Origin of the sequence: Pseudoalteromonas maris (assembly GCF_049257235.1) — a bacterium.
GTDB lineage: Bacteria > Pseudomonadota > Gammaproteobacteria > Enterobacterales > Alteromonadaceae > Pseudoalteromonas.
Map to the genome: position 1 here is coordinate 1 of NZ_JBMMUF010000006.1, position 14,473 is coordinate 14,473.

The 14,473-nt window shown below is 46.5% G+C and carries 8 protein-coding genes; all 8 read right to left on the reverse strand.

The window, feature by feature from the left end:
- Positions 1 to 173 precede the first annotated feature (173 nt).
- A complete protein-coding gene (gene tuf, locus AAEU32_RS09805; protein ID WP_347391331.1) occupies positions 174 to 1,358 on the reverse strand; it encodes an elongation factor Tu in 1,185 nt (394 codons plus the stop codon).
- Between the two features lie 57 nt (positions 1,359 to 1,415).
- Positions 1,416 to 3,533, reverse strand: coding sequence for an elongation factor G (gene fusA / locus AAEU32_RS09810; RefSeq protein ID WP_421970362.1), 2,118 nt, complete (start codon positions 3,531 to 3,533; stop codon positions 1,416 to 1,418).
- Between the two features lie 27 nt (positions 3,534 to 3,560).
- Positions 3,561 to 4,031, reverse strand: coding sequence for a 30S ribosomal protein S7 (gene rpsG / locus AAEU32_RS09815; protein WP_421970363.1), 471 nt, complete (start codon positions 4,029 to 4,031; stop codon positions 3,561 to 3,563).
- Between the two features lie 98 nt (positions 4,032 to 4,129).
- Positions 4,130 to 4,504: a 30S ribosomal protein S12 gene (gene rpsL, locus AAEU32_RS09820; RefSeq protein WP_105189351.1), complete on the reverse strand. Its 375-nt coding sequence runs from the start codon at positions 4,502 to 4,504 to the stop codon at positions 4,130 to 4,132.
- Between the two features lie 189 nt (positions 4,505 to 4,693).
- Positions 4,694 to 8,872 carry a DNA-directed RNA polymerase subunit beta' gene (gene rpoC, locus AAEU32_RS09825; protein ID WP_421970364.1) on the reverse strand — a complete coding sequence of 1,393 codons (4,179 nt, stop codon included), beginning with the start codon at positions 8,870 to 8,872 and terminating at the stop codon, positions 4,694 to 4,696.
- Positions 8,873 to 8,962: 90 nt separating this feature from the next.
- On the reverse strand, positions 8,963 to 12,988 hold the full coding sequence (rpoB, locus tag AAEU32_RS09830; RefSeq protein ID WP_421970365.1) for a DNA-directed RNA polymerase subunit beta: 4,026 nt from the start codon (positions 12,986 to 12,988) through the stop codon (positions 8,963 to 8,965).
- A 273-nt stretch (positions 12,989 to 13,261) separates the two neighbouring features.
- Positions 13,262 to 13,624 carry a 50S ribosomal protein L7/L12 gene (rplL, locus tag AAEU32_RS09835; protein WP_070982798.1) on the reverse strand — a complete coding sequence of 121 codons (363 nt, stop codon included), beginning with the start codon at positions 13,622 to 13,624 and terminating at the stop codon, positions 13,262 to 13,264.
- Between the two features lie 81 nt (positions 13,625 to 13,705).
- Positions 13,706 to 14,200 (reverse strand): 50S ribosomal protein L10, encoded by a 495-nt coding sequence (rplJ, locus tag AAEU32_RS09840; RefSeq protein ID WP_421970366.1) that lies wholly within the window; start codon positions 14,198 to 14,200, stop codon positions 13,706 to 13,708.
- Positions 14,201 to 14,473: the final 273 nt, after the last annotated feature.

The window sequence follows — 14,473 nt, forward strand, 5'->3', positions numbered from 1 at the left end:
CTTGGTCTACAACTGCCAATTTAAAAGCGAGGGAATAATCTCGTTGAGTTCTTTTGCCAATTGATTTCATTACACTCTCCAAATTAAGTTTGAAAAGTGTCAACGCTATTTAGGACGGGTCAATAGGCACAAAAAAGGCCGCTTTTAGCGGCCTTTTTTCTCGAGAGTAGCTATTACTCTACGATTGATGCTACAACACCAGCACCAACTGTACGGCCACCTTCACGGATTGCGAAACGTAGACCTTCGTCCATCGCGATTGGGCAGATTAGCTCTACTACCATCTTGATGTTGTCACCAGGCATTACCATTTCTACGCCTTCTGGTAACTGGATGTCACCAGTTACGTCAGTTGTACGGAAGTAGAACTGTGGACGGTAACCTTTGAAGAATGGAGTGTGACGACCACCTTCATCTTTTGATAGTACGTATACTTCTGCTTCGAACTTCGTGTGAGGAGTGATTGAACCAGGCTTCGCTAGTACTTGACCACGCTCAACTTCGTCACGCTTAGTACCACGTAGAAGGGCACCGATGTTCTCACCCGCACGACCTTCGTCTAGAAGCTTACGGAACATCTCAACACCTGTACAAGTTGTCTTCGTTGTATCTTTGATACCTACGATTTCAACTTCGTCGTTCACGTTGATGATACCAGCTTCAACACGACCAGTTACTACTGTACCACGGCCTTGGATTGAGAATACGTCTTCGATAGGCATGATGAATGGCTTATCGATGTCACGCTCTGGCTCTGGGATGTATGTGTCTAGCGCGTCTGCTAGCTCAACAATCTTGTCTTCCCACTCTTTCTCGCCTTCTAGCGCTTTAAGAGCTGAACCTTGGATTAGTGGTAGGTCATCACCTGGGAAGTCGTACTCAGAAAGAAGTTCACGAACTTCCATCTCTACTAGCTCTAGTAGTTCTTCGTCGTCAACCATGTCACATTTGTTCATGAATACGATGATGTAAGGTACACCAACCTGACGAGAAAGTAGGATGTGCTCACGAGTCTGTGGCATAGGACCGTCAGTCGCAGCAACTACTAGGATAGCGCCGTCCATTTGAGCAGCACCAGTGATCATGTTTTTAACATAGTCAGCGTGTCCAGGACAGTCTACGTGTGCGTAGTGACGTGTAGGAGTGTCGTACTCAACGTGTGAAGTTGAGATTGTGATACCACGCTCACGCTCTTCTGGAGCGTTATCGATTGATGCGAAGTCTTTAGCTGTACCACCGTATACTTTTGCAAGTACGTTAGTGATTGCTGCAGTTAGAGTTGTTTTACCGTGGTCAACGTGGCCGATTGTACCAACGTTTACGTGCGGTTTTACGCGTTCAAACTTTTCTTTTGCCATTTTAAAAATTCCTATAAAGAAATTAAAGTCCGACCCGAAGATCGGACCGAACTCAAATTACTTAACAGCGCGAGCTGCAATAATAGATTCTGCTACATTCTTAGCCGCTTCAGCATACTTGAGGAATTCCATCGAGTATGAAGCACGGCCTTGCGTTGCAGAACGTAAATCAGTTGCATAACCGAACATTTCAGAAAGTGGAACTTCAGCGTTGATTTGTTTCAATCCGCCTGGTGCCTCTTCCATTCCATCGATCATACCGCGGCGACGGTTTAAGTCACCTACAACATCACCCATGTTTGCTTCAGGAGTGATCACTTCAACCTTCATGATAGGCTCTAGCAATACTGGGCTTGCTTCTAGCGCACCGTTCTTCATTGCTATTGCACCAGCAATCTTAAAGGCCATTTCGTTCGAGTCGACATCGTGGAATGAACCATCGTACAGCGTCGCTTTCACGCCCAGTAGCGGATAACCAGCAAGGACACCTTGCTCCATCTGCTCATGGAGACCTTTTTCTACCGCAGGAATGTATTCCTTCGGTACTGCACCACCAACAACTTCGTTAGCGAACTCGAAAGTTGGTGCATCTTCATCACTGATATCAAGTGGTTCAAGTCGAACCCAAACGTGACCATATTGACCACGACCACCTGATTGACGAACAAACTTACCCTCAACCTCAACGGTTGAACGAATCGCTTCACGATAGGCAACTTGAGGCTTACCAACGTTACATTCAACTTTGAACTCACGTTTCATACGGTCGACGATGATATCTAGGTGAAGCTCACCCATACCAGAGATAATTGTCTGGCCTGATTCTTCGTCAGTTTGTACGCGGAAAGACGGGTCTTCTGCAGCTAGTTTACCTAGTGCCATACCCATTTTTTCCTGATCTGCCTTAGTTTTTGGCTCTACCGCAACAGAGATTACCGGCTCTGGGAATTCCATACGCTCAAGCGTAATGATTGAATTCGCATCACACAGGGTATCACCTGTTGTTACGTCTTTGAGACCAATCGCAGCGGCGATATCACCGGCACGAACTTCTTTGATCTCTTCACGTGAGTTTGAGTGCATCTGTACGATACGACCTAAGCGCTCACGCTTTGATTTAACTGGGTTATATACCGTGTCACCTTGGCCCACTGTGCCAGAGTACACACGGAAGAAGGTTAGCGTACCAACAAATGGGTCTGTCGCAATCTTAAACGCTAACGCCGAGAATGGGGCGTTGTCGTCAGCTGGGCGTGTATCTTCGGTTTCACCGTCATCAAGCACACCTTGGATTGCTTTAACTTCTGTTGGTGAAGGCATGTATTCAATAACGGCATCAAGCACAGCTTGAACACCTTTGTTTTTGAACGCACTGCCGCAACTCATTAGCACGATTTCGTTAGCTAGAGTGCGAGCACGAAGGCCTTCTTTGATCTCAGCTTCGCTGAGGTCGCCTTCCTCTAAATATTTGTCCATTAGTTCTTCAGACGCTTCAGCTGCCGCTTCGATTAGCTCGCTGCGGTATTCTTCAGCTTGGTCTTGAAGTTCTGCCGGGATCTCTTCGTATGTGAACGTCATCCCCTGGTCCGCTTCGTTCCAGTTGATGGCTTTCATTTTGATGAGATCGATTACACCTTTAAAGTCTTCTTCAGCACCGATAGGTAGCTGAATTGGAACAGGAGTTGCACCCAGACGGGTTTTCACCTGATCTACAACCGACAGGAAGTCGGCGCCCATACGGTCCATCTTGTTCACGAAGATCATACGAGGAACTTCGTACTTGTTGGCCTGGCGCCAAACCGTTTCTGTCTGTGGCTGTACACCTGATGAAGCACAAAGCACGACAACTGCACCATCAAGTACACGCAATGAACGCTCAACTTCAATCGTGAAGTCTACGTGTCCAGGGGTGTCGATGATATTGATGCGGTGATCGTCAAATTGCGCGTCCATCCCCTTCCAGAAACAAGTAGTCGCAGCAGACGTGATAGTGATACCACGCTCCTGCTCTTGCTCCATCCAGTCCATAGTTGCAGCACCATCATGTACCTCACCGATTTTGTGAGATAGGCCCGTGTAGAAAAGTACACGTTCCGTAGTGGTGGTTTTACCCGCATCTACGTGAGCACAAATACCTATATTGCGGTAGCGCTCAATTGGAGTTGTACGTGCCATATTATCCTCTTAAAGGTTAAGGACAGATTACCAACGGTAATGTGCGAACGCTTTGTTCGCTTCAGCCATACGGTGAACGTCTTCACGTTTCTTAACCGCAGAGCCTTTGTTATCAGCTGCGTCAACGATTTCTTGAGCCAGACGAAGGCCCATAGATTTTTCGCCACGCTTACGTGCAGCGTCAACCAACCAACGCATACCTAGCGCGTTGCGACGAACTGGACGTACTTCAACTGGTACTTGGTACGTTGAACCACCAACACGGCGAGATTTAACCTCTACCTGTGGGCGAACGTTCTCAAGTGCAGCTTCAAAGATTTCTAGGTGCGACTTGCCTGATTTCTCAGCAGCCACGTCTAGCGCACCATATACGATTTTTTCAGCAGTAGATTTTTTGCCGTCAAGCATTACTACGTTGACGAACTTTGCAAGTAATTCTGATCCGAACTTAGGATCTGGAAGAATTTTACGTTGACCTATAACGCGTCTTCTTGGCATTTTGAATCTCCGGTTGTCTTCAGGTCTGTCTTTTGAACAGATTCCCAAAACTAATATTTATAAAAACTTAAGTGCTTGGCCTTACTAACGGAGAACCATTAGCCCTTAGGGCGTTTTGCACCGTACTTAGAACGACCTTGACGACGGTCATTTACGCCTGCACAGTCAAGTGCACCGCGAACAGTGTGGAAACGTACACCTGGTAAGTCTTTAACACGACCACCACGGATAAGGATTACACTGTGCTCTTGAAGGTTGTGACCTTCACCACCGATGTATGATGTTACTTCGAAACCGTTCGTTAGACGAACACGCGCTACTTTACGTAGAGCCGAGTTTGGTTTCTTAGGAGTAGTAGTATATACGCGAGTACATACACCACGCTTTTGTGGACATGCCTTAAGCGCTGCTGAGTTACTTTTAGTAACCTTGCTGCGACGTGGCTTGCGCACTAGCTGGTTAATAGTTGCCATTAAATAGCTCCTGAAAAATTAAAATTACTACTGAAATTAAAAATTCCGCCCAATTTATCCACTGCGATAACACCAGCGAGTAAAAGGGTGGCGGAATTTTAATGACCAAAGTTTAGCCTGTCAACTAAAACAATGCCCAGAGCGGCAGAATACCACTCCAGGCATGACTTAATTATGACAAATTAAGGCTTACTCTTGGTCGCCAGATAAATCTGCATTAAGCGCATCTGTTAGTGCTTGAGTTGCCTCTTCTGCACTTACTGTTGGCTCTAGCAAATCTTCAGCTGACTGCTTGCGACGACTTTGACGATCTAAGTGATACGCAAAACCAGTACCGGCTGGGATCAGACGGCCCACGATTACGTTCTCTTTCAGACCACGTAGCTCATCGCTCTTACCATTTACAGCTGCTTCAGTTAGGACACGTGTTGTCTCCTGGAACGAGGCTGCTGAGATGAATGATTCTGTAGCAAGTGATGCTTTAGTAATACCCATCAGCTGAATTTCGAATTTAGCTGGGATCTTACCTTGCGCTTCTAGGTCACGGTTAGCAATGTTTACACGTGCTACTTCAACCTGTTCACCCGCTAGGAATTCAGAGTCGCCACCGTCGATGATGAGACACTTACGCAGCATCTGACGGATAACCGTTTCGATGTGCTTATCGTTGATCTTTACACCTTGTAGACGGTATACGTCTTGTACTTCGTTAACGATGTAGTTAGCTACATCAGTTACGCCACGTAGACGAAGAATGTCATGCGGAGACTCAGGACCGTCGGCGATTACTTCACCTTTAGATACTGTCTCACCTTCGAACACGTTAAGCTGACGCCACTTAGGGATCATCTCTTCGTATGCATCACCTTCTTCAGGCGTGATCACAAGACGTTTCTTACCTTTAGTCTCTTTACCGAAGCTCACCATACCTGAGATTTCAGCAAGAATTGCTGGATCTTTCGGCTTACGTGCTTCGAATAGGTCCGCTACGCGCGGTAGACCACCGGTAATATCTCGAGTCTTCGAACCTTCTTGCGGAATACGTGCTAGTACGTCACCTGGGTTAGATGTCGCGCCATCGCTCACTTCGATTGTGGTGAATGATGGAAGACGAATCTCCTGTAGGCCACGCTCTTCATTTTCAATGATTAGCTTAGGCTCTTTGGCGTTAACTTTTGCAAGATCTTTAACAACAACACGTGTTAGACCTGTAAGCTCGTCTGTTTGCGTTTCCGTGTTCGAGTCGTCGATATCGCTGAACGATACTTTCGACTTGTGCTCGATAATAATTGGGTGACTGTGCGGGTCCCACATCGCTACGATGTCGTTACCTTTCACTTCAGCACCGTCTTGTACAGTTAGTACTGCACCGTAAGGCACTTTATAACGCTCTTTCTCACGACCATGCTCATCGATGATAGTGATTTCTGTTGAACGTGAAGTGATTACAATCTTGCCTTCTGTGTTCAATACGAATTTCGCATTGTGCAGCTTAAGGCGACCGTTGTTCTTAACTTGTACGCTGTTCTCTGCTGACGCTCGAGATGCCGCACCACCGATGTGGAACGTACGCATCGTAAGCTGTGTACCTGGCTCACCGATTGACTGTGCCGCGATAACACCCACTGCTTCACCAGCATTGATGATGTGACCACGTGCAAGGTCACGACCGTAACAGTTTGAACATACGCCGAAGTCGTTTTCACAGGTAATTACTGAACGTACGCGTACTTCGTCCACTGAGTGCTCTTCTAGAAGGTCACACAGTTTCTCGTCGATCATCACGTTACGTGCAATCAGTACTTCTTCAGTACCTGGGATTACTACGTCTTCTGCAACTACACGACCTAGTACACGCTCGCGTAGCGGCTCAACTACGTCACCACCTTCAATAAGCGGCTTCATTGTTAGACCGTTTTCAGTACCACAATCTACTTCGTTGATTACCAAGTCTTGCGCTACGTCTACTAGACGACGCGTTAGGTAACCCGAGTTCGCTGTCTTCAATGCGGTATCGGCAAGACCTTTACGCGCACCGTGCGTCGAGATGAAGTACTGAAGTACGTTTAGACCTTCACGGAAGTTTGCTGTGATTGGCGTCTCGATGATTGAACCATCTGGACGTGCCATTAGACCACGCATACCCGCTAGCTGACGGATCTGAGCTGCACTACCACGTGCGCCCGAGTCGGCCATCATAAACACTGAGTTGAATGAGTCTTGCTCTTCTTCTTGACCTTCAGCGTTTACTACAGTGTCTTTCGATAAGTTAGCCATCATTTCGCGTGACAGGTTTTCGTTCACACGTGACCAGATATCGATAACTTTGTTGTACTTTTCACCCGCTGTTACAAGACCTGACTGGAACTGCTGGTTAATTTCAGCAACTTCCTCTTCGGCTGCTTCGATGATCTCAGCTTTAACCGGTGGAATTTCCATGTCATTGATACCGATAGACACACCCGACTTCATCGCGTAGTGGAAACCGGTATACATTACTTGGTCAGCAAAGATTACTGTGTCTTTAAGACCTAGTAGACGGTAACACTCGTTCAACATGCCTGAGATTTGCTTCTTACCAAGAGCGCGGTTTACTAGCTCAAATGGTAAGCCTTTAGGCATGATCAATGAGAAGATTGCACGACCAACAGTAGTCTCTACAATGCCAGTTACTTCGCTTGAAGTACCGTCTTCTGCAATAACAGTTTGTGTCATACGTACTTTAACGCGTGCGTGTAGTTCAGCTACGCCAGTACGGTATGCTTTTTCAGCTTCTTTCGCGTCTTTGAATACTAGGCCTTCACCTTTAGCATTAATGCGATCACGGGTCATGTAGTACAGACCCAATACAACGTCCTGTGAAGGTACGATGATTGGCTCACCGTTCGCAGGCGAAAGAATGTTGTTTGTTGACATCATCAACGCACGCGCTTCTAGCTGCGCTTCTAGCGTCAATGGTACGTGAACCGCCATTTGGTCACCGTCGAAGTCAGCGTTATACGCCGCACACACGAGTGGGTGTAGGTGAATCGCTTTACCTTCGATTAGTACCGGCTCAAACGCCTGGATACCCAAACGGTGAAGTGTAGGTGCACGGTTAAGTAGCACTGGGTGTTCACGAATTACTTCGTCTAGTACGTCCCAAACCTCTGGTACTTCACGCTCAACCATCTTCTTCGCAGCTTTGATGGTTGTCGCCATACCGCGGCGCTCTAGTTTGCCGTAGATGAATGGCTTGAATAGCTCAAGTGCCATTTTCTTAGGAAGACCACACTGGTGTAGTTTCAGTGTAGGACCTACGGTGATTACAGAACGGCCTGAGTAGTCAACACGCTTACCAAGAAGGTTTTGACGGAAACGACCTTGCTTACCTTTGATCATGTCTGCAAGCGACTTAAGAGGACGCTTGTTAGAACCAGTGATCGCGCGACCACGACGGCCATTATCAAGTAGCGCATCTACCGCTTCTTGAAGCATACGCTTTTCGTTGCGTACGATGATGTCTGGTGCAGCTAAGTCAAGAAGACGCTTCAAACGGTTGTTACGGTTGATCACACGACGGTATAGGTCGTTCAGATCAGAAGTCGCAAAACGACCGCCATCTAGTGGTACTAGAGGACGAAGATCTGGTGGAAGAACCGGAAGAACAGTCATGATCATCCACTCTGGGTTGTTACCAGATTGGTGGAATGATTCCATCAACTTCAAACGCTTAGTAATTTTCTTACGCTTTGTTTCTGAGTTGATAGTTGGTAGTTCTTCACGCATTTCTGCGATTAACTGACCAAGGTCTAGTTCTTTTAGAAGATCAAGTACAGCTTCTGCACCCATCTTCGCTTCGAACTCATCGCCGTGCTCTTCAAGAGCATCTAGGTACTCTTCTTCACCTAACAGCTGGCCACGCTCAAGCGTAGTCATGCCAGGCTCTGTCACAACGAATGATTCAAAGTAAAGTACGCGCTCGATGTCACGTAGCGTCATATCAAGCATTAAGCCGATACGAGACGGTAGTGATTTCAAGAACCAGATGTGTGCAACTGGGCTTGCAAGCTCGATGTGACCCATACGGTCACGACGTACTTTAGTCAGTGTTACTTCAACGCCACACTTCTCACAAATAACACCACGGTGTTTTAAGCGCTTGTATTTACCACACAAACACTCATAGTCTTTCACTGGGCCGAAAATACGGGCACAGAATAAGCCGTCACGCTCAGGCTTGAAAGTACGGTAGTTAATGGTCTCAGGTTTCTTTACTTCACCGAATGACCATGAACGCACCATGTCTGGCGAAGCAAGACCAATGCGAATTGCATCGAATTCTTCGGTCTTATTTTGTTGCTTCAGAAACTTAAGTAAGTCTTTCACCTTAGCTCTCCTGTCGGAGGTTAATCTTGTGGGCGGAAACCCGCCCATTCATTCTTTTCGCAGGTAGTGGGCGCTGTGCGCCCAACCGGCTTATTCTTCTTCAAGCTCGATGTTGATACCGAGTGAACGAATTTCTTTCAACAATACGTTGAATGATTCCGGCATACCTGGCTCCATCTTGTGGTTGCCATCGACGATGTTCTTATACATCTTAGTACGACCGTTTACGTCATCCGATTTCACTGTCAACATCTCTTGTAGCGTGTAAGCTGCGCCGTACGCTTCAAGTGCCCATACTTCCATCTCACCGAAGCGCTGACCACCGAACTGAGCTTTACCACCCAGCGGCTGTTGCGTTACAAGACTGTATGAACCTGTTGAACGAGCGTGCATCTTGTCATCAACAAGGTGGTTCAGTTTCAGCATGTACATGTAACCTACAGTTACTTGACGCTCAAACTGGTCACCAGTACGACCGTCATACAGCGTTACCTGACCGCTTGATGGATAACCACCTAGCTCAAGCATTTCTTTGATTTCGCTTTCTTTAGCGCCATCGAATGCTGGAGTTGCGATTGGTAGACCACCTTTTAGGTGCTCAGCAAGACGACGAATTTCGTCATCTGAGAAGCTGTCGATGTCTACTTTCTGACGACACTCACCTAGCTCGTACGCTTTCTTGATGAACTCGCGCAATTCGTGAAGTTCACGCTGCTCTTTGATCATCTCTTCGATGCGCTCACCGATACCACGTGCCGCTAGGCCCATGTGGGTCTCAAGGATCTGACCGATGTTCATACGTGATGGTACACCCAGTGGGTTCAACACGATATCTACGGTACGGCCTTTGTCATCGTAAGGCATGTCTTCTACTGGTACGATTGTCGAGATAACACCTTTGTTACCGTGACGACCCGCCATCTTATCACCTGGCTGGATGCGACGTTTAACCGCTAGGTAAACTTTCACAATCTTCAATACGCCCGGCGCTAAGTCATCACCTTGAGTGATCTTGCGACGCTTCGTTTCGAACTTCTTATCGTACTCAGCTTTAAGCTCTTCGTACTGAGCAGCAAGTTGCTCTAGTTCTGCTTGCTTGTCTTCTTCAGCTAGGCTTTGCGTTAGTAGCTTGTCTGCTGATAGACCTTCTAATTTAGCTGCATCAACACCTGAATCAGTCAGAAGCTTGCGCGCACGGCTCAATACACCTTCTTCAAGGATCTTGAACTCTTCGTTGAAGTCTTTCTTCGCTTCACGAAGCTGCATTTCTTCGATTTCTAGTGCACGCTTGTCTTTCTCTACGCCATCGCGAGTGAAGACTTGTACGTCGATAACTGTACCTGATACTGAGTTTGGTACACGCAGTGAGCTGTCTTTAACGTCAGACGCTTTCTCACCGAAGATAGCACGTAGTAGCTTCTCTTCTGGTGTAAGCTGCGTTTCACCTTTAGGTGTTACTTTACCTACAAGGATGTCACCGCCTTTCACTTCAGCACCGATGTATACAACACCAGACTCATCTAGCTTGCCAAGTGCTGACTCACCCACGTTCGGGATGTCGGCTGTGATTTCTTCAGGCCCAAGCTTAGTATCACGAGCAATACACTGAAGCTCTTGGATGTGGATAGTCGTTAGACGATCTTCTTTTACAACGTTCTCTGAAAGTAGGATTGAATCCTCGAAGTTGTAACCATTCCAAGGCATGAATGCCACGCGTAAGTTTTGACCAAGCGCCAAGTCACCTAGGTCTGTTGAAGGACCGTCAGCAAGTACGTCACCACGTACGATTGGCTCGCCTACCATGACAGTTGGCTTTTGGTTGATACATGTGTTCTGGTTAGAACGCGTGTACTTAGTTAGGTTGTAGATGTCGATACCTGCTTCGCCAGGTACACGCTCATCTTCATTTACGTTGATAACGATACGGCTCGCATCAGCGTAATCAACCACACCACCACGCTTAGCAACGATAGTTACACCTGAGTCTTTCGCAAGTGTAAGTTCGATACCTGTACCTACTAGCGGCTTGTCAGCACGTAGTGTAGGAACAGCCTGACGTTGCATGTTCGATCCCATCAATGCACGGTTCGCATCATCGTGCTCTAGGAATGGGATAAGTGCAGCAGCAACTGAGATTACCTGTTGTGGCGATACGTCCATATATTGGATGTCTTCGCGCGGCATCAAGGTTGATTCACCTTTGTGACGACATGTAACCAGTTCTTCTACGAATTCGTTGTTATCGTTCAAGTCAACGTTTGCCTGAGCAATTACGAAGTGACCTTCTTCGATAGCAGATAGGTAATCAACATCGTCAGTTACCACACCGTCTACCACTTTACGGTAAGGTGTTTCTAGGAAACCGAAGTCATTGGTACGCGCGTACGTAGACAATGAGTTGATTAGACCGATGTTTGGACCTTCAGGCGTTTCGATTGGACATACGCGACCGTAGTGCGTTACGTGTACGTCACGTACTTCGAAGCCTGCACGCTCACGCGTAAGACCACCCGGACCTAATGCAGAAATACGACGCTTGTGCGTTACTTCTGATAGCGGGTTGTTTTGGTCCATAAATTGTGAAAGCTGTGATGAGCCGAAGAACTCTTTCACCGCTGCCGAGATAGGCTTAGCGTTGATAAGGTCTTGTGGCATTACTGCGTCAAGGTCACCTAAGCTTAAACGCTCACGTACAGCACGTTCTACACGTACTAGACCAACGCGGAATTGGTTTTCAGCCATTTCACCAACAGAACGGATACGACGGTTACCTAGGTGGTCAATGTCATCAACATCGCCTTTACCGTTACGGATGTCGATAAGCACTTTCATAACAGACACGATGTCTTCTTTAGAAAGCGTACCTGGACCTTCGTCTGAATCGTAACCTACACGGCTGTTGAACTTCATACGACCTACAGTTGATAGATCATAGCGCTCTTCGCTGAAGAATAGATTTTCGAATAATGCTTCTGCTGCTTCTTTCGTTGGTGGCTCACCAGGGCGCATCATACGGTAGATTTCAACAAGCGCTTCTAGGCGGTTTGTTGTTGAGTCGATACGTACTGTGTCTGACATGTACGCGCCGCTATCTACGTCATTGATGTAAAGCGTTGCAATTTGTGTGTGGCCCGCTTTTACAAGCTCAGCCATTAGCTCAAGTGATAGCTCATCGTTCGCATTTGCAATCACTTCGCCAGTTGATTCATCGATGTAGTTTTTAGCTAGTACGCGGCCAATGATGTACTCGTGTGGTACTTCTAGTTGGTCGATGCCTTTTTTCTCGATGCTCTTAATGTGACGTGCAGTTACACGACGGCCTTGCTCTACAAGCACGTCGCCATCGTCGCCTTTGATGTCAAAAGCAGCCGTCTCACCACGCAGGCGTGAAGGTACCAGTTCCATAAGAACTTTACCGTCAGCCACTTCAAACGTAGTGGTTTCAAAGAATAGGCCTAGGATTTCTTCAGTTGAGAAATCAAGTGCACGTAAGATGATCGACGCAGGAAGTTTACGACGACGGTCAATACGTACATACAGGTTATCTTTAGCGTCGAACTCAAAGTCGAGCCATGAACCACGGTAAGGGATAACACGTGCGTTATAAAGCACTTTACCCGAAGAGTGAGTTTTACCGCGGTCGTTATCAAAGAATACACCAGGTGAACGGTGTAGCTGAGAAACGATAACACGCTCAGTACCATTGATTACAAAAGTACCAGTGTCAGTCATGAGCGGAATTTCGCCCATGTAAACTTCTTGCTCTTTGATGTCTTTAACAGTGCCTGGTGCTTCTTTGTCCATAAGCACTAGACGAAGTTTCACGCGAAGTGGAGCAGAATATGTCACGCCGCGAATTTGACATTCTTTAACGTCGAATACTGGCTCACCAATACGATAACTTACGTATTGAAGCTCAGAATTGCCCGAGTAGCTTTTAATCGGGAAAACGGAACGGAAAGCAGCTTCCAAACCGAAATCACCGTCAGCGTCCGGCGTTAAGAATTTTTTAAACGATTCTAACTGCATTTGCAGTAAGAAAGGCACATCCAAAACCTGTGGACGTTTACCAAAATCCTTACGGATACGTTTCTTTTCAGAATAAGAGTAAGCCATGGGGTTCCTCAGCTTGCTGATCTTTGACCCTACCTGATCTAGTAAGAACAGGACTTAAATTGACAATTACGCCAATTATTACAACATTTAGAGTTGCGTCTAAATGTCACTGCTATTGCCAATAAATAGTTATAACATATTGATAATAATAGTGAAATTTAGAAAAAGAGTGCACTAAAGTGAACTTTATCTCTATAGCGCAAAAGGGCCGGTGATTAAATAATCACCAGCCCTTGCCTGATTTCTCAGGCAGCGAACCTAGCGTATGCTAGATTACTTGATCTCAACTTCAGCACCAGCTTCTTCAAGATCTTTCTTAAGTGCTTCAGCTTCTTCCTTAGATACACCTTCTTTGATTGGTGCAGGAGCTGATTCAACAAGAGCTTTAGCTTCTTTAAGGCCAAGACCTGTTGCGCCACGTACAGCTTTGATAGCAGCAACTTTGTTACCGCCAGCAGCAGCTAGGATTACGTCGAACTCAGTCTTTTCTTCAGCAGCTTCAGCTGGACCAGCAGCAACAACAGCAGCAGCTGCAGTTACGCCGAATTTTTCTTCCATTGCTTCAACTAGTTCAACAACTTCCATTACTGACATTTCAGCAATAGCGTCAAGGATTTGGTCTTTAGTTACAGACATTGTAAATTTCCTAATAATCTCGAACCCTAAGGTTCATTAAATTCAATACACCGATAAAGAACAATAGCTTATAAATAAAAATTAAGCAGCTTGTTCTTGTTTCTGGTCGCGAACTGCAGCAAGAGTTTTTGCCAGCTTGCCCGCAGAAGCTTCTTTCATAGCGCTCATTAGACGTGCAACTGCTTCGTCGTATGTAGGTAGCTTAGCAAGCATGTCTACATCAACTACAGCACCGTCAAAAGCAGCCGTTTTAAGCTCAAACGCTTCGTGCTTCTTAGCGAAATCTTTAAAGATACGCGCTGCAGCACCTGGGTGCTCAGAAGAGAAAGCGATTAGGCTTGGGCCTACTAGTGACTCAGTAAGACACTCGTAATCAGTACCTTCAACAGCACGACGAGCTAGGGTGTTACGAACAACTTTCATCCATACACCAGCTTCACGCGCTTCTTTACGAAGGGCTGTAATAGCGTCTACAGTTACACCACGAGAATCTGCAACAACTGCAGATAGAGCACCTTTGGCAGCTTCGTTGACTTCAGCAACAATTGCTTTTTTGTCTTGAAGATTTAAAGCCATGGGTGTTACTCCTGGTTGTGAGGAACTTCCATCCCTCAGTTTTACTCTACCCCACTCGTCATTAAGTGGAGCTGCTTGTTACGGCGAGAGCCAGAAGATTAGGAAAAATCTAGCTGGGATTCACACCGTCTACGTAGGAAATTAAGCAATGAATCACTGCACCTACGGTCTTGGACGGAAGCTAAATTCGAAAATTTAGCTTCAACCCGAATTCTTTTATTGTTGAGAAAATTTCTCAACAAAATGGCGCGAAATTATAGTACAAATTTCGCG